Raw genomic sequence first — 14,824 nt, 5'->3', positions numbered from 1 at the left:
TTCGCGTGTCGTCGCGCGTCGCGCGCGTTACTTGAGGCTGCCCGACAGGAACCCGCGCAGGCGTTCGCTCTTCGGGTTGGCGAACACCTCGGACGGCACGCCTTCTTCCTCGACGCGCCCCTGGTGTAGGAACATCACGTGATTCGACACGTTGCGCGCAAAGCCCATCTCGTGCGTGACGACGATCATCGTGCGGCCTTCCTCGGCCAGCTTCTGCATCACCTTCAGCACTTCACCGACGAGCTCCGGATCCAGCGCGGAAGTCGGCTCGTCGAACAGCATCACGTCCGGATGCATCGCCAGCGCGCGCGCGATCGCGACGCGCTGCTGCTGCCCGCCCGACAGGTGCGACGGATACTGCTTCTCGACGCGCGGCGCGAGGCCGACCTTCTCGAGATATTCGCGCGCGCGGTCTTCCGCTTCCTTCTTCGGGATGCCGAGCACGTTGACGGGCGCTTCCATCACGTTCTCGATCACGTTCATGTGCGACCAGAGATTGAAATGCTGGAACACCATCGACAGCTTGGTGCGCACGCGCTGCAGCTGCTTCGAATCGGCCGCGCGCAGCGCGCCCGTCTTGTCGGGCGTGGTGCGCACTTCCTCGCCGTCGACGACGATGCGGCCCGAGTTCGGCTGCTCGAGGAAGTTGATACAGCGCAGCATCGTGCTCTTGCCGGAACCGGACGAGCCGATCACGCTGATCACGTCGCCCGAGTTTGCCTTCAGCGACACGCCCTTGAGCACCTCGTTGTCGCCGTACCGCTTGTGCAGATCGTCGACGAAAAGCTTCTGAGTCTGGGAATTCATCAATAGTCCTGCGAAAACTTACTTGCCTTGCGGGCGCAGATACGCGAGCCAGCGACGCTCGGCCTGGCGGAACAGCCACACGAGCGTGAACGAGATCACGAGATAGAGCAGGGCGGCGATCCCGAATGCGTGGAACGACATGTAGGTCGCCGAGTTCACGTCGCGCGCGATCTTCAGGATGTCCGGCACGGTCGCGGTGAACGCGACGGTGGTCGCATGCAGCATCAGGATCACTTCGTTGCTGTAGAGCGGCAGCGCGCGGCGCAGTGCCGACGGCAGGATCACGCGGCGATACATCGTGAAGGTCGACATCCCGTATGCGCGCGCGGCTTCGATCTCGCCGTACGACGTCGCCTTGATCGCGCCCGCGAAGATCTCGGTGGTGTACGCGCAGGTATTCAGCGTGAACGCGAGCAGCGTGCAGTGCATCCCGTCGCGGAAGAACGCATCGAGCAGCGGCGTGCCGCGCACGACCTGCAGGCTGTAGAGGCCGGTGTAGCAGAGCAGCAGCTGCACGTAGAGCGGCGTGCCGCGGAACACGTACGTGTAGAGCCACACGGCGCCCGACAGCCACTTTCTTTTCGACACGCGGGCCACCGCGAGCGGCACCGACAGGCAGAAGCCGAGGCCGATCGACACGACCAGCAGCCAAAGCGTGATCGCGACGCCGGTGATGCGGAAGCCGTCGGTGTAGAGGTAGTTGCGCCAGTATTCGTTGATGAGTTCGATCATAGGTCAGCCTTGCGGACACCGGTCGAGTAGCGCTTTTCGAGCCACATCAGCACGAAGTTCGAGATCGTCGTGATGGCGAGATAGACCGCACCCGCGATCAGCGTGAAGAAGAAGAACCGCAGCGTGCCCTTGCCGGCATCCTGCGACGCCTTCACGACGTCCGCGAGGCCGATGATCGACACCAGTGCGGTCGATTTCACGAGCACCTGCCAGTTGTTGCCGATGCCCGGCAGCGCGAAGCGCATCATTTGCGGGAACATGATCCGCGTGAACACCTGCCAGTTGGTCATCCCGTACGCGCTGCCTGCTTCGAGCTGGCCGCGCGGCACGGACAGGAATGCGCCGCGGAAGGTTTCGGTGAAGTACGCGCCGTAGATGAAGCCGAGCACGAGCACGCCGGCGAGGAACGGGTCGATGTCGATCTGATCCCAGTTGAGCGCGTCGGTCGCCATGTTCAGCCAGATCTGCAGGCTGTAGAACAGCAGCAGCATCAGCACGAGATCGGGTACGCCGCGGATCAGCGTCGTATAGACGGTGCCGATGCCGTTCGTGACGCGGTTGCGCGACAGCTTCGCGCCCGCGCCGAGCAGCCCCAGCAGGAACGACAGCGCGAGCGAAAGCACCGCCAGTTTGACGGTTTGCCAGGTGCCTGCGAGGATCAGCGGGCCGTAGCCTTGTAGAAACATATGTGGTCCCTGGTGTGGTCCCGGACGGCGCACGCGGTGCGCCGCGAAAGACGCGCCCGCCAAGCTGCGCGGAACGCCCCGTGCGTATCATGACCGTCCGCCCCGGCAACGGTGCCGGGCCAGCCCGCCGCGAGGAGCGGCGGGCGAGGGGCGGGCGGCGCGTGGTTCACTGCCTGTACTGCCGGACGCGGGGCGCGCCCGCATCCGGTTCCCGTCATTGTCGGCGCTCAGCGAGCCGAGTAGACGCTGAACGAGAAATACTTGTGCGACAGCCGGTCGTACGTGCCGTCCTTGTGCATGTCGGCCAGCGCCTTGTTGATCTTGAGCTTCAGGTCCGTGTCTTCCTTGCGCAGGCCGATCGCGGTACCGTCGCCGATCGTCTTCGGATCCTTCACTTCCGGCCCGGCGAACGCGAAGCCCTTGCCGCGCGGCGTACGCAGGAAGCCGTAGTCGGCCTGCAGTTCATCCTGCAGCGTCGCGTCGAGGCGGCCCGAGCCGAGATCGGCATAGACCTGGTCCTGGTTCTGGTAAGGAATGATCGTCACGCCTTGCGGTTCCCAGTACGCCTTCGCGTAGGATTCCTGCGTCGAACCCTGCTCGACGCCGACGCGCTTGCCCTTGAGCGACGCGACCGTCGGCAGCAGCGGCGAGCCGGCCTTCGCGATCATTCGCGCGGGCGCGTCGTACACCTTGTCGGAGAAGTCGATCTGCTCGCGACGCTTGTCGGTGACGGTCAGCGACGACACGATCACGTCGTACTTCTTCGCCTTCAGCGCGGGAATGATCCCGTCGAGATCCTGCGCGACCCACACGCACTTCACGTTGATCCGCTTGCAGATTTCCTTGGTGAGATCGACGTCGAAACCGACGATCTCGCCGCTCGGCGCGGTCGACTCGAACGGCGGGTAGCTGGCATCGACGCCGATCCGCACGGTCTTCCACTCTTTCGCGAAGGCGCTGCCCGCCACGAGGGCGAGGGCGGCGCACAGGGCGGCCTTCTTCATTTCCATTCGTTTGTCGCTCACTTCCGGGGAGGCGCTCGCGGCCGGTCGGGCCGGGCGCCGCGGCGTATTCTAGACGGCCAAAATTCGTGTTTCGGCGCGCGGGCAACGGCGCTCGCCGGACGGGCGAACGCCAAAAGGGCGGTATTTTACCCGAACGCGATACCCGGAAAACGGCAATCCGGCGTGACCGACGGATTCTTCGATCCGGGCGTTGCGGCAATCGTGGTATTCGCAACGAGTATTACGTCGATTGGATTCGTGGGTGCAACGATGCGGTGCGCGTGCGGCGGATTGTGGCGCGCGCGGCGTGCCCCTAGAGTGCAGGTAAACCCGAAGAAAGAATATTGCCTGCCGGAGTGCCCCCATGTTCCAGATCCGCCGCGCCGCCGACCGCTGCCATACGCGCCAGGGCTGGCTCGAGTCGAGCCACAGCTTTGCGCTTGCCGGCGACGCCGACGCCGCGCATCCGCCGTTCGGCGCGCTGTGCGCGCTGAGCGAGGACCTGATCGCGCCGACACGCGGTTTCGGGATGCAGCCGCGCCGCGACGTCGAAATCGTCACCTGCGTGCTGGACGGCGCGCTCGCGCATCGCGACAGCCTCGGCAACGGCGCGATCGTGCGGGCCGGCGGCATCCAGCGGATGAGCGCCGGCACAGGGCTCATGCACAGTGAGACCAACGCGTCGCGCGACCGCGTGCTGCATCTGCTGCAGATCTGGCTACAGCCGGCCGAGTGCGGCGGGCGGCCCGGTTACGCGGAGCGGCGATTCGCCGACGACGAGAAGCGCGGCCGCCTGCGGCTCGTCGCGTCGCCGGACGGCGACGACGGGGCGCTGTCGATCCGCGCGGATGCGCGCATCTTCACGGGGCTGATCGACGGCGACGAGGAGGTGGTATTCGGGGTGCCGGCCGGGCGCGGTACGTATGTGCACGTGGCGCGCGGCGACGTGGAAGTCAACGGGCACGCGCTCGCCGCGGGCGACGGTGCGCGCATCGCCGGGGCGGACGCGATTGCGTTCGCGCGCGGGCGGGCGGCCGAGGTGCTGCTGTTCGACGTCGCCTGAAACGAAACGGGGGCGCGGGCCTACTGCCCGCGCCCCCGCGATGCCGCCGGGGAGGCGGCGCGCCGGCTTACTGCACCGGCGCCGACGCGGCCTTGGCCGCGCGGTGCTGCTCCCAGCGCTCCTTCATCTTCTCGTGGCGCTGCTCCATCCGCGCGAACTGCTGTTTCAGCGCGGTGCTGACCGTCGTCTTCTGCTGGTCGTTCAGTCCGTTGTAGAACGCGAGCCACGCGGCCGAGCTCTGCTCGCGCAGCTGCGCATTCTGTTGCTCGGCCTGCTGGCGGGCCGCATGCATCGCGTTCAGGTCGAGGATCGGCTGATTCTGCTGCGCCTTGAACTGCTCGCGCATCTGCTCGTGGCTCTTGCGCATCGCTTCATGGTTCTGCTTCATCGTGTTGACGGCCGTCTGCCATTGCTGCTCCTGCGCTGCGTTGAGCTTCAGCTGATCGTGCAGCTTCATGATCGCGCCGAACGGGCCGCCTTCATGGCCGCCGTGCATCTGGTGCATGCCGGGGCCGCCCGGCGGCGGCATGTCGACGGGCGGCGCGGCATGCGCGGTGCCGAATGCGAGAGCGAGCACGGCGGCGGCCGCAATGGCCACGCGGGAAGTCTTCTTATACATTTCAGAAACTCCTGTATCCATAGGGTCCGGCGATGCGGTGCGCGCATGACGCGTGTGCCGCATCCGGTAAGACGCAGGTTAGCGGCGCGGGTCCCGGCGGGTGTTACGCGGGGTGGCTGCCGGGTTACGGTGCATTACAGTTCCCTTGCGCCGTAACCCGCAGTAACCCTTTCGTGTCTTTGTTTCGTTCTTCGACGCCGCCCTCGCGCGGTAAACTTCGAGCCATGACTACCCAGATCCTCATCGTCGACGACGACCAAGAACTCCGTGACCTGCTGCGCGACTATCTCGTGCGTCAGGGGATGGAAGTGTCCGTGCTGCACGACGCGGCGACGCTCGAGAAGCGCCTCGAGCGCGAGCGGCCCGACCTGATCGTGCTGGACCTGATGATGCCGGGCGTGGACGGCCTGACCGCGCTGCGCCAGCTGCGCGCGGCCGGCGACGACATCCCCGTGATCATGCTGACGGCACGCGCGGACGACGTCGACCGCATCGTCGGGCTCGAGCTCGGCGCGGACGACTACCTCGGCAAGCCGTTCAACCCGCGCGAGCTGCTCGCGCGCGTGCAGGCCGTGCTGCGCCGCCGCCGCGCGACGCCGTCGGCGGCGGCGCCCGAGCAACGCGAGCCGTTCGCGTTCGGCCGCTTCGTGCTCGACTTCCAGGCGCGCACGCTGTCGGTCGACGGCAAGCCCGCGACACTGTCGAGCAGCGAATTCGCGCTGCTGAAGATCTTCGTGAACCACGCGCTGCGCACGCTCACGCGCGAGCGGCTGCTCGAGCTGCTGCACGGGCCCGAATACGACGGCACCGACCGCGGCATCGACGTCCAGGTGTGGCGCCTGCGCCGCATTCTGGAAACGGATCCGTCGACACCGCGCTTCATCCAGACGGTCCGCGGGCGCGGCTACGTGTTCGTGCCCGACGGCGAGGCCCATGCGCAAACCCATTGATTCACTGTTCGGGCGGCTGGCGCTGCTGGTCGTCGGCGTGCTGCTCCTGTCGCACTTCGCGTGGTTTTTCGCGATGCGCCTCGAGCGCAGCCAGATGCAGACGCGTTACGCGGTCGAGGAGGCCGCCTTTCTCGTCGACGCCGTGCGCCAGCACGTCGAGCGCACGCCCGACCAGCCGCTGCCGTCACGCGTGCGGCTGGTATCGCCGGACAGCCCGGACGTGCCGACGAGCGCTGGATCGAACCTGCCGGCGCCGCTCAAGCGTTTCCGTGACGACGTGAGCGAGCGCATGCCGCCCGGCACGCTGGTCGAGATCGGCGCGCCGGGCCATCCGCCGGTGCTGTGGGTCAAGGAGCCGACCGACCGCAACTGGATCGTGGTGCCGGTACAGCCGCTGCGCCCGCCGCGCTCGCTCGACCGGATGCTGCTGTGGCTCGGCACGATCTTCTCGGCAGGCGTGATCGCCGCGCTGTTCGCGGCCTGGCAGCTGCAGCAGCCGTTGCGCTCGCTGGCGCGCGCGGTCGCGCGCTTCGGCCGCGGCCAGCCGGTGCCGCCGCTGCGCGAGCGCGGCCCGCGCGAGCTGCGGCAGCTTACGCACGGCTTCAATCAGATGGTGGAACAGGTGTCGCAAGCCGAGAGCGATCGCGCGGTGATGCTGGCCGGCGTCGCGCACGACCTGCGCACGCCGCTTGCGCGGATGCGCCTGCGCGCCGAAATGATGGACGACGCGCGGCTGCGCGACGGTGTGGTGCGCGATGTCGACTCGATGTCGCACATCGTCGACCAGTTCCTCGTATTCGCGCACGGCGGCGCGGACCGCAGCGAGCCGGTGCCGGTCGACCAGACCTGCGAGCGGATCGCGCGCAGCTATCGCGCGGTCGCGCCCAACGCGCCGGCGGTGCAGACGCACCTGTCCGCCGACGAAGGCTTCCGCCTGCCGACCGCGACGCTCGACCGGATCCTGTCGAACCTGCTGGACAATGCGCATGCGTACGGCGCGCCGCCCGTGCTCGTCGAGACGGCGCGTACGCCGACGGGTTACGTGCTGTCGGTAAGCGACAGCGGCGGCGGAATCGCGCCGCGCGACCTGGCGGCCGCGACGCGGCCGTTCGTGCGGCTCGACCCGGCGCGCGGCGGCAATGGCCACAGCGGGCTCGGGCTTGCGATCGTCGAGCGGCTGGTGCTGAGGCTGGGCGGGACGTGCGAAATCGGCAATCGTCCCGAGGGCGGCCTGCGCGTGGCGATGACGTTCCCGTTCGACGCGATACCGAAGGACGATCTGCACGCGCAGGCCGCGTAAGCGGCGGATGCGGCGCCTGCGCGGCAGGCGCCGCGCGGCGTCATTCGCCGAACAGCGTGCCGAGCGTCTCGGCGGCGTTGCTGTCGATGGTGTTGTAGGTCACGCTCGTGGCCTCGAAGATATAGACGGTCGTATAGCGGCCGAGGCGCTCCAGAATCTCCTCCTGCAGCGATTCCGGCACGACGTTCATGTTCAGGTACCATGCCGTCGACGACAGCCGGGTCTGGAACGACCCATACTCCTGCATCAGCTCGTAGAACGCATCGGCATCCTGATCGCGGCAGACGATCACCAAGTTTCCTGCCATTCCCTTTCTCCCGCTGGTCGGTCGATCCCTGGCGGCTGTGTCGACACCGACACCAGGGGCTAGCCCCGATCATACCTGCTTCGCCGTGATCGTCCGCTGACGTCCGGCATGGTTTGCGTGCGCGTGCGGCTGGCGGGTTCCCGGCCGGCCCGGTTCACGGCATAATTCGGGGCCTGCACATGCCGGCCTGAGGACTGCGGCCGGGCTGCTCCGCATCGCACGCCTGTCGGTCACCTGCGTGCCGGGTACGATCCGTGCGCCGTCCGCGCGCCGCGCGGCGTCGCGCCGGCCCCGGACGGTTGAACCTGAAATACAGGTTGGTGTAGTGTCGTGCCGTCGCGGCCGACTCGTCGCGCCGGGCCGCAGCCTGCACGCACGGCGGCCTCGCGCCGGCGTCAGATCGTGAATCAATCGAATTACCGCGTCGAATTACCGCGCCCGTGCGCTTTGCCATGAATCAACATCGTCTGCCGGCTTCGTTCGGCCTTACCGGGGAGGGCGCCTGATGGACGTCGGATTCTTCAATCCGAACCGGACCGCCAACGCATCCGCGTGGCGCGTTCTGCCGAACCGGTGGGACTTCATCGCGTTTCCGCTGATCATCTGCCTGATCGCGATGGCGGTCGTCGGCTTCCACGAGACGATGGCGCCGATCGCCACGCTGCAGACGCAGAAGATCTCGCTCGATCCGTCGAACCTGCCCGAGTACGCATTGCGCACCACGCTGCGGATGCTCGCCGCGATGGTCGCGTCGCTCGCGTTCACGCTCGTCTACGGCACGCTCGCCGCGAAAAGCCGCCGCGCGGGCATGGTGCTGATCCCGATCCTCGACATCCTGCAGTCGGTGCCGGTGCTCGGCTTCATCTCGTTTACGGTGACGTTCTTCCTCGCGCTGTTCCCGAGCCGCGTGCTCGGCGCCGAGCTCGCTGCGATCTTCGCGATCTTCACGAGCCAGGCGTGGAACATGACGTTCAGCTTCTACCAGTCGCTGCGCACGGTGCCGCGCGATCTGGACGAAGTGTCGCGCGGCTTTCACCTGACGTCGTGGCAGCGCTTCTGGAAGCTCGAGGTGCCGTTCTCGATGCCGGGGCTGATCTGGAACATGATGATGTCGATGTCGGGCGGCTGGTTCTTCGTCGTTGCGTCGGAGGCCATCACGGTCGGCAACCAGACCATCACGCTGCCCGGGATCGGCGCGTATCTCGCGCAGGCGATCTCGGACAAGAACCTCGGCGCGATCGGCTGGGTGATCCTGACGATGACGGTCGTGATCCTGGCCTATGACCAGTTCCTGTTCCGCCCGCTGATCGCGTGGGCCGACAAGTTCCGGATGGAGAACACCGCGTCGGGCGACGCGCCGCAATCCTGGCTGCTCGACCTCGTGCGCCGTACGCGCCTGATCCATCAGCTGCTCGTGCCGGCCGGCTGGTTCTTCGCGAAGGCCGCGCGGATTCCGCTGCGTCTGCCGTTGTCGGGCGCGATGCGCTTCACGCTGCCGAAGGTCGAGAAGAAGGCGTCGCGCACGGTCGACATCGCATGGGCGGTGCTCGTGCTGCTCGGCACGGCCTATATCGTGTGGCGTGTCGTCAGCTTCGTGTCGACCGGCGTGACGATGGCCGAAGTCGGACACGTGATCGTGCTCGGGCTCATCACGCTGTTGCGCGTGGTCGTGCTGATCGCGATCGCATCGGTGATCTGGGTGCCGGTCGGCGTGTGGGTCGGGCTGCGCCCGAAGCTCGCCGAGAAACTGCAGCCGCTCGCGCAGTTCCTCGCCGCGTTCCCGGCGAACCTGCTGTTCCCGGTGTTCGTGATCGTGATCGCGCGCTTTCACCTGAACGCCGACATCTGGCTGTCGCCGCTGATCGTGCTCGGCACGCAGTGGTATATCCTGTTCAACGTGATCGCGGGCGCGACGTCCTATCCGAACGACTATCGCGAAGCCGCGACGAATTTCCGGATCCGCGGCTGGCAGTGGTGGCGCCAGGCGATCCTGCCGGGCATCTTCCCGTACTACGTGACCGGCGCGATCACCGCGTCGGGCGGCGCGTGGAACGCGAGCATCGTGTCCGAGGCGGTGCAGTGGGGCACGACCAGGATCGAGGCGCACGGCCTCGGCGCATACATCGCGCAGACCACCGCCGCCGGCGACTTTCCGAAGATCATCCTGGGCATCGCCGTGATGTCCCTGTTCGTTACCCTGTTCAACCGCCTGCTGTGGCGCCCGCTGTATGCCTTCGCCGAAGCGAAGCTGCGGCTCGACTGAGACCGATTGAGAGCGAAACGCGATGCACAATCCGAATGCTGTAAACGCCCCCGTCCAGACGTCCCAGCCGCCGCGCCTCGGCGAGGAAATCCTGCGCGTCGAGCACGTCTGCCGCGGCTTCAACAAGACGCAGGGCGAACTGCTCGTGCTCGACGACGCGAACCTGTCGCTGCGCGAGGGCGAGATCGTCGGGCTGCTCGGCCGCTCGGGCTCGGGCAAGTCCACGCTGCTGCGAATCATTGCCGGGCTGATCGAGCCGACCGGCGGTGAAGTGACCTACCTCGGCAAGCCGCTGACCGGCCCGGCCGAAGGCGTCGCGATGGTGTTCCAGACCTTCGCGCTGTTCCCGTGGCTGACCGTGCTGCAGAACGTGGAAGCCGGTCTGGAAGCGCTCGGCGTCGGCGCACGCGAGCGGCGCGAGCGCGCGCTCGCCGCGATCGACCTGATCGGTCTGGACGGCTTCGAGAACGCGTATCCGCGCGAGCTGTCGGGCGGCATGCGCCAGCGCGTGGGCTTTGCGCGCGCGCTCGTGGTCGACCCGACGATCCTGCTGATGGACGAGCCGTTCTCGGCCCTCGACGTGCTGACGGCCGAAACGCTGCGTACCGACCTGCTCGACCTGTGGACGCAAGGCCGCATGCCGATCAAGTCGGTGCTGATCGTCACGCACAACATCGAGGAAGCGGTGTTCATGTGCGACCGGATTCTGGTGTTGTCGTCGAACCCGGGCCGTGTGATCGCCGAGATCAAGGTGCCGTTCAAGCATCCGCGCAACCGGCTGGATCCGGCCTTCCGCAAGCTCGTCGACGACATCTACGCGAAGATGACGGCACGCCAGACCGGCGAGGCGACGAAGAAGGGCCTCGAGCTCGGCAGCTGGCTGCCGCAGGTGTCGACCAACCTGATGGCCGGCCTGATCGAGACGCTCGCGATGGCGCCGTATCACGGCCGCGCCGACATGCCGGAAATCGCGCGCACGCTGCATCTGGAGGTCGACGACCTGTTCCCGATCGCGGAAGTGCTGCAGTACCTCGGCTTTGCCGACGTGCGCGAAGGCGACGTGTTCCTGACGCCGCCGGGGCGCGTGTTCGCGGAGTTCGGCACGCAGGAGCGCAAGCTGATGTTCGCCGATCACCTGCTGAAGCACGTGCCGCTCGCCGCGCGGATCAAGAAAGTGTTGAACGAGCGCCCCGGCCATCGCGCGCCGCGCGTGCGCTTCGAGCAGGAGCTCGAGGATTTCCTGTCGGACGGCGCGGCCGAGGAGACGCTCGACGCGGTGATCGACTGGGGTCGTTACGGCGAGATTTTCTCGTACAACGACCAGACCGAAATCTTCAGCCTCGAGGACGTCGAGTCCTGAGCCAGCGAGCCGGGCCGCGCGGCCCGGCGTTCGCATGCGCGGCGCTTGTCGCGCGCCGCATCTTTACTGCAGGTTGCCCCAGCGGTCGACCGCCGGTTCGGCCGACGCCCACTTCCAGTGCGTGCCTTGCTGGCACGCATTCGCGAAATACCAGTCGGCCTTGTCGCCGTCCTTCACCGAGAACGCGAATTCCTTGCAGAGCGCAAGCGCCGTCGAGTACGCACGCGTGACGCGCACCTCGCCTTCGCCGTTTTCGAGCGGCAGCGTGTTCTTCACCTTCCATGGCTTCACTTCGCCGACGGCCAGGCTGCCCGCCGCTTTCGCGATCGCGTCCTGCTGGTTCTGATGGAGCTGCTTCATCGTGCGGTTGACGGCTTCGTCGGTCGCCGCCTGCACGGCAATCCCCACGCCGACGCCGACGGCCGGGTTCGCGGTGACGAGGCCCGTCGCCGCGCCGGCGAGTGCGCCGCTCGCCGCGCCGACCGAGCCGCAGCCCGACAGCACGGCGCTGGCCGCGCACAGCGCGCCGATCGCCGCGATACGGATCGCGACGCTCATTGCAGCGCGCCCCAGCGTTCGGTCGCGGGTTCCGCCGACGCCCATTTCCACACGGGACCGTCGCGGCAGATCGTGGCGACGTAGAACGCCGATTCCGCGGCTTTGTCGGCTTTCGCGGGCGTATCGACCGCGAACACGATTTCCTTGCAGTCGAGCGGGCCGATGCTGATCATCCGGCTGACCGTCACGCGCCCCTGTTCGTCGTCCTCGATCGGGAACGAATGGTGCGTCTTCCACGGTGCGACACCGCCGACGTCGAGCGGGCCGGCCGCTTTCGCGATCTGCTCCTGCGTGTAGCGGTGCGCGACACGTTGCGTGTACTGGACGCCCGCCCGCGCGCCGGCGACGGCGCCGAGGCCGATACCCGTCGCGACGGCGGCGTTGTTGGTGACCTTGGAGGCAATCGCGGCGCCCGCGATACCGGCGCCGGCAGTCGCGCCCTCGCTGTACAGCGAGTTGCAGCCGGACAGCAGTGCGGCCGTGGCGATCGCGGCCAGCACGATGCGCGCCGGCATGGCCCGACGCGGCGGTTCGAAACGAATGTTCATCCCTGAGTGCAAGTCCTGTCTGGGTGAGCGGCGACGCATGCGCGCCCCCATGCCGCATCATTGTTTCGCAATTGTCATAGGAAAACTGCAAAGCTTTGACAAATCGCCGGGCAGTGGCTCGCGCGCGTACGCGCGGCGCTATTGTCGGACAGTCGGCCGAGCAGGGGTCGAAACGTTACAAATTGAAGGCAATTGTTACCTTGGCATGCGAGGAAGCAACCTAGACTCTTTTGTTATGGAATGTTTCTACGGCGGCTCCGAGCCGCGTTGCATATGAGACACCCAGCCATGCGCCGTTCGAAACGGTTTTCTCCCCGGTCCTCCGACCCGGGGACCGAGCGCCCGCGTCCGCAGACCGATGCGCCGGCCGGCGCGCCCGACGAGACGCCGTCCGACGGCGATCACAACCAGGGCGGTGCACGCCCGGAAGGGCTCGACTATCAACGCGACCTCGGCCAGGAGCAGGACGCCTGATTCCGTCGCCGTTGCATTCCGCCGCCGCATTTCATTGCGCTCGTTGTTGCATCGCTCACATCTGAATCGCCGCGCGACCGCCTTTTGGCCGTCGCGCCCGTCGTGGCGCGCGTCGCGCGCCATTCAATCGAATCGAGGAGGGAAAGCCGCATGAGCAGATTGATCGTGGTATCGAACCGTGTCGCCGCCGGCGAGGACACACGCCCGAGCGCGGGCGGCCTCGCGGTCGGCGTGATGGACGCGCTGAAGGAAACCGGCGGCGTCTGGTTCGGCTGGAACGGCGAGATCGTCGGTACGCCCGACGCCGCGCCCGCCATCCAGCGTGACGGCAACGTCACGTATGCGACGCTCGGGCTGACGCGGCGCGACTATGATCAGTACTACCGCGGCTTCTCGAACGCGACGCTGTGGCCGGTGTTTCACTACCGCGGCGATCTCGCACGCTTCGACCGACAGGAATACGCGGGCTATCTGCGCGTGAACGCGATGCTCGCGAAGCAACTCGCCGCGCTGCTGCGGCCCGACGACCTGATCTGGGTGCACGACTATCACCTGCTGCCGTTCGCGCATTGCCTGCGCGAACTCGGCGTGAAGAATCCGATCGGCTTCTTCCTGCATATCCCGTTTCCGTCGCCCGACGTGCTGCGCATCGTGCCGCCGCACGAGGAACTCGTGAAGTTCATGTGCGCGTACGACATCGCGGGCTTTCAGACCGAAGCGGACAAGCAGGCGTTCGCCGACTACATCGAGCGGCGCGGCATCGGCGCGGCCAGCGACGACGGGATGCTGCATGCGCACGGCCGCGTCGTGAAGGTCGCCGCCTATCCGATCGGCGTGCACCCGGATGCGATCGCGGACGCAGCCGTCCAGTACGCATCGCGCAAGCCGGTGAAGATGCTGCGCGACGCACTCGGCGGCCGCAAGCTCGTGATGAGCGTCGACCGGCTCGACTATTCGAAAGGGCTGGTCGAACGCTTCCAGTCGTTCGAGCGGATGCTCGCCAACGCGCCCGGCTGGCAGGGGCGCGTGTCGCTCGTGCAGATCGCGCCGCCGACGCGCTCCGACGTGCAGACCTACCAGCGCATTCGCGAAACGCTCGAAGGCGAGGCCGGCCGCATCAATGGCCGCTTCTCGCAGCTCGACTGGACGCCGATCCAGTACCTGAACCGCAAGTACGAGCGCAATCTGCTGATGGCGTTCTTCCGGATGTCGCAGGTCGGCTACGTGACGCCGTTGCGCGACGGGATGAATCTCGTCGCGAAGGAATACGTCGCGTCGCAGGATCCGGCCGATCCGGGCGTGCTCGTGCTGTCGGAGTTCGCGGGCGCGGCGGCCGAGCTGACCGGTGCGCTGCTCGTCAATCCTTACGACCTGTCGCAGATGGCCGACGCGCTCGAGCGCGCGCTGTCGATGCCGCTCGCGGAGCGGCAGGCGCGTCACGAAGAGAACCTCGCGCGGCTGCGCGGAAACAATCTGTCGGTCTGGCGCGACACGTTCGTCGCCGACCTGCGCAGCGTCGCGGCGGCCGCGTCGGTCACGCAGCGCGCGGGCCGGCGAGCCGCGCATGTCTGAGCGCGTGGAGGACGACGGCGCGGCGCAGGAGGTGTCCGCCCGCTTTTTCGTCGTCACGGGCGGCCCCGGCTCCGGCAAGAGCACGTTGCTCGATGCGCTCGAACGCAGCGGCTTCGCGCGTTCGCACGAGGCCGGGCGCGGCGTGATCCGCGATCAGATGGCGATCGACGGACCGGCGCTCCCCTGGCGCGACCGGGCCGCGTTCGCCGAGCTGATGCTGAACTGGGAGATGCGTTCGTATCATCTCGCACGAGGCGCGCGCGGGCCCGTGTTCTTCGACCGCGGCGTGCCGGACGTGATCGGCTATCTGCGGCTCACGGGCCTCGCGGTGCCCGCGCATGCGGAGGCCGCGGCGCGGCGCTTCCGGTATCACCGCCGCGTGTTCATCGCGCCGCCGTGGCCCGACATCTACACGCAGGATACCGAGCGCCGGCAGGATTTCTCGGAGGCCGTGCGCACCTACGACGCAATGGTCGACTGCTATACGGCGTACGGGTATCGGTTGATCGAGCTGCCGTGCGCGAGCGTGAAGGCGCGCGTGCGCTTCGTGATGGACGCGATCGACGCCGCCTGAACGACGG

General features: G+C 67.3%; 16 protein-coding genes. 8 read left to right on the top strand and 8 right to left on the bottom strand.

The genetic code is table 11. The annotated features are described in order from the left end of the window. Positions 1 to 27: 27 nt before the first annotated feature. From WS51_RS22310 to WS51_RS22295, 4 genes are all read right to left on the bottom strand, one after another. Complete coding sequence (locus tag WS51_RS22310) at positions 28 to 807, bottom strand: ABC transporter ATP-binding protein (RefSeq protein ID WP_059451022.1); 780 nt, start codon at positions 805 to 807, stop codon at positions 28 to 30. Between the two features lie 18 nt (positions 808 to 825). Further along, positions 826 to 1,539 (bottom strand): ABC transporter permease, encoded by a 714-nt coding sequence (locus WS51_RS22305; protein ID WP_059451023.1) that lies wholly within the window; start codon positions 1,537 to 1,539, stop codon positions 826 to 828. After that, the gene (locus WS51_RS22300) at positions 1,536 to 2,225 is read right to left on the bottom strand and encodes an ABC transporter permease (RefSeq protein WP_059451024.1); all 690 of its coding nucleotides are present in this window, start codon (positions 2,223 to 2,225) and stop codon (positions 1,536 to 1,538) included. Before WS51_RS22300 ends, WS51_RS22305 begins: the two co-directional genes overlap by 4 nt. Before the next feature lie 227 nt (positions 2,226 to 2,452). Further along, positions 2,453 to 3,229, bottom strand: coding sequence for an ABC transporter substrate-binding protein (locus tag WS51_RS22295; RefSeq protein ID WP_059451025.1), 777 nt, complete (start codon positions 3,227 to 3,229; stop codon positions 2,453 to 2,455). 364 nt (positions 3,230 to 3,593) lie between these two features. Between WS51_RS22295 and WS51_RS22290 the strand changes: the two genes are divergently transcribed. Further along, positions 3,594 to 4,292 (top strand): pirin family protein, encoded by a 699-nt coding sequence (locus WS51_RS22290; RefSeq protein WP_069229787.1) that lies wholly within the window; start codon positions 3,594 to 3,596, stop codon positions 4,290 to 4,292. A gap of 67 nt (positions 4,293 to 4,359) precedes the next feature. Here the strand turns inward: WS51_RS22290 and WS51_RS22285 are convergent, their stop codons facing one another. Beyond that, the gene (locus WS51_RS22285) at positions 4,360 to 4,911 is read right to left on the bottom strand and encodes a Spy/CpxP family protein refolding chaperone (protein WP_069229786.1); all 552 of its coding nucleotides are present in this window, start codon (positions 4,909 to 4,911) and stop codon (positions 4,360 to 4,362) included. A 224-nt stretch (positions 4,912 to 5,135) separates the two neighbouring features. Between WS51_RS22285 and WS51_RS22280 the strand changes: the two genes are divergently transcribed. Both WS51_RS22280 and WS51_RS22275 read left to right on the top strand, forming a co-directional pair. Continuing rightward, on the top strand, positions 5,136 to 5,861 hold the full coding sequence (locus WS51_RS22280; protein WP_009693256.1) for a response regulator: 726 nt from the start codon (positions 5,136 to 5,138) through the stop codon (positions 5,859 to 5,861). Beyond that, the gene (locus WS51_RS22275) at positions 5,845 to 7,161 is read left to right on the top strand and encodes an ATP-binding protein (RefSeq protein WP_059508216.1); all 1,317 of its coding nucleotides are present in this window, start codon (positions 5,845 to 5,847) and stop codon (positions 7,159 to 7,161) included. The genes WS51_RS22280 and WS51_RS22275 overlap by 17 nt, the downstream gene beginning before the upstream one ends. Before the next feature lie 40 nt (positions 7,162 to 7,201). Here WS51_RS22275 and WS51_RS22270 read toward each other — a convergent pair whose 3' ends face one another. Next, entirely contained in the window at positions 7,202 to 7,468 is a 267-nt protein-coding gene (locus tag WS51_RS22270; protein ID WP_027786765.1) for a double-stranded DNA-specific endonuclease, read from the bottom strand. Positions 7,469 to 7,973: 505 nt separating this feature from the next. Between WS51_RS22270 and WS51_RS22265 the strand changes: the two genes are divergently transcribed. Together WS51_RS22265 and WS51_RS22260 are read left to right on the top strand one after the other, a co-directional pair. Beyond that, a complete protein-coding gene (locus tag WS51_RS22265) occupies positions 7,974 to 9,731 on the top strand; it encodes an ABC transporter permease (RefSeq protein WP_059508217.1) in 1,758 nt (585 codons plus the stop codon). 22 nt (positions 9,732 to 9,753) lie between these two features. Further along, entirely contained in the window at positions 9,754 to 11,091 is a 1,338-nt protein-coding gene (locus WS51_RS22260) for an ABC transporter ATP-binding protein (protein WP_059791601.1), read from the top strand. A gap of 63 nt (positions 11,092 to 11,154) precedes the next feature. Here WS51_RS22260 and WS51_RS22255 read toward each other — a convergent pair whose 3' ends face one another. Together WS51_RS22255 and WS51_RS22250 are read right to left on the bottom strand one after the other, a co-directional pair. Further along, on the bottom strand, positions 11,155 to 11,649 hold the full coding sequence (locus WS51_RS22255) for a hypothetical protein (protein WP_059770773.1): 495 nt from the start codon (positions 11,647 to 11,649) through the stop codon (positions 11,155 to 11,157). Continuing rightward, on the bottom strand, positions 11,646 to 12,197 hold the full coding sequence (locus WS51_RS22250) for a hypothetical protein (RefSeq protein ID WP_059448630.1): 552 nt from the start codon (positions 12,195 to 12,197) through the stop codon (positions 11,646 to 11,648). The genes WS51_RS22255 and WS51_RS22250 overlap by 4 nt, the downstream gene beginning before the upstream one ends. Before the next feature lie 288 nt (positions 12,198 to 12,485). On the opposite strand from WS51_RS22250, the gene WS51_RS22245 reads away from it, so the two are divergent. The 3 genes from WS51_RS22245 to WS51_RS22235 all read left to right on the top strand — a co-directional run bounded on the left by WS51_RS22245 (position 12,486) and on the right by WS51_RS22235 (position 14,817). Further along, positions 12,486 to 12,671, top strand: coding sequence for a hypothetical protein (locus WS51_RS22245; RefSeq protein ID WP_059502759.1), 186 nt, complete (start codon positions 12,486 to 12,488; stop codon positions 12,669 to 12,671). A 150-nt stretch (positions 12,672 to 12,821) separates the two neighbouring features. After that, a complete protein-coding gene (otsA, locus tag WS51_RS22240; protein ID WP_069229785.1) occupies positions 12,822 to 14,243 on the top strand; it encodes an alpha,alpha-trehalose-phosphate synthase (UDP-forming) in 1,422 nt (473 codons plus the stop codon). Beyond that, a complete protein-coding gene (locus WS51_RS22235) occupies positions 14,236 to 14,817 on the top strand; it encodes an AAA family ATPase (RefSeq protein WP_060024312.1) in 582 nt (193 codons plus the stop codon). The genes otsA and WS51_RS22235 overlap by 8 nt, the downstream gene beginning before the upstream one ends. Positions 14,818 to 14,824 lie beyond the last annotated feature (7 nt).

The organism is Burkholderia territorii (assembly GCF_001718335.1).
In the GTDB taxonomy this organism is placed as follows: Bacteria; Pseudomonadota; Gammaproteobacteria; order Burkholderiales; family Burkholderiaceae; genus Burkholderia; species Burkholderia territorii.
Note: the sequence above shows the minus strand (reverse complement) of the source record. Positions and strands in the feature narration are given on the sequence as shown.

Bases quoted from the DNA above. Each gene is read 5' to 3' on its own strand.
- WS51_RS22245 (WP_059502759.1), top strand. From the start codon at position 12,486: ATGCGCCGTTCGAAACGGTTTTCTCCCCGGTCCTCCGACCCGGGGACC.
- WS51_RS22275 (WP_059508216.1), top strand. From the start codon at position 5,845: ATGCGCAAACCCATTGATTCACTGTTCGGGCGGCTGGCGCTGCTGGTC.
- WS51_RS22235 (WP_060024312.1), top strand. From the start codon at position 14,236: ATGTCTGAGCGCGTGGAGGACGACGGCGCGGCGCAGGAGGTGTCCGCC.
- WS51_RS22255 (WP_059770773.1), bottom strand. From the start codon at position 11,649: ATGAGCGTCGCGATCCGTATCGCGGCGATCGGCGCGCTGTGCGCGGCC.
- WS51_RS22270 (WP_027786765.1), bottom strand. From the start codon at position 7,468: ATGGCAGGAAACTTGGTGATCGTCTGCCGCGATCAGGATGCCGATGCG.
- WS51_RS22285 (WP_069229786.1), bottom strand. From the start codon at position 4,911: ATGTATAAGAAGACTTCCCGCGTGGCCATTGCGGCCGCCGCCGTGCTC.
- otsA (WP_069229785.1), top strand. From the start codon at position 12,822: ATGAGCAGATTGATCGTGGTATCGAACCGTGTCGCCGCCGGCGAGGAC.
- WS51_RS22295 (WP_059451025.1), bottom strand. From the start codon at position 3,229: ATGAAGAAGGCCGCCCTGTGCGCCGCCCTCGCCCTCGTGGCGGGCAGC.
- WS51_RS22300 (WP_059451024.1), bottom strand. From the start codon at position 2,225: ATGTTTCTACAAGGCTACGGCCCGCTGATCCTCGCAGGCACCTGGCAA.
- WS51_RS22265 (WP_059508217.1), top strand. From the start codon at position 7,974: ATGGACGTCGGATTCTTCAATCCGAACCGGACCGCCAACGCATCCGCG.
- WS51_RS22290 (WP_069229787.1), top strand. From the start codon at position 3,594: ATGTTCCAGATCCGCCGCGCCGCCGACCGCTGCCATACGCGCCAGGGC.
- WS51_RS22260 (WP_059791601.1), top strand. From the start codon at position 9,754: ATGCACAATCCGAATGCTGTAAACGCCCCCGTCCAGACGTCCCAGCCG.
- WS51_RS22310 (WP_059451022.1), bottom strand. From the start codon at position 807: ATGAATTCCCAGACTCAGAAGCTTTTCGTCGACGATCTGCACAAGCGG.
- WS51_RS22305 (WP_059451023.1), bottom strand. From the start codon at position 1,539: ATGATCGAACTCATCAACGAATACTGGCGCAACTACCTCTACACCGAC.
- WS51_RS22250 (WP_059448630.1), bottom strand. From the start codon at position 12,197: ATGAACATTCGTTTCGAACCGCCGCGTCGGGCCATGCCGGCGCGCATC.
- WS51_RS22280 (WP_009693256.1), top strand. From the start codon at position 5,136: ATGACTACCCAGATCCTCATCGTCGACGACGACCAAGAACTCCGTGAC.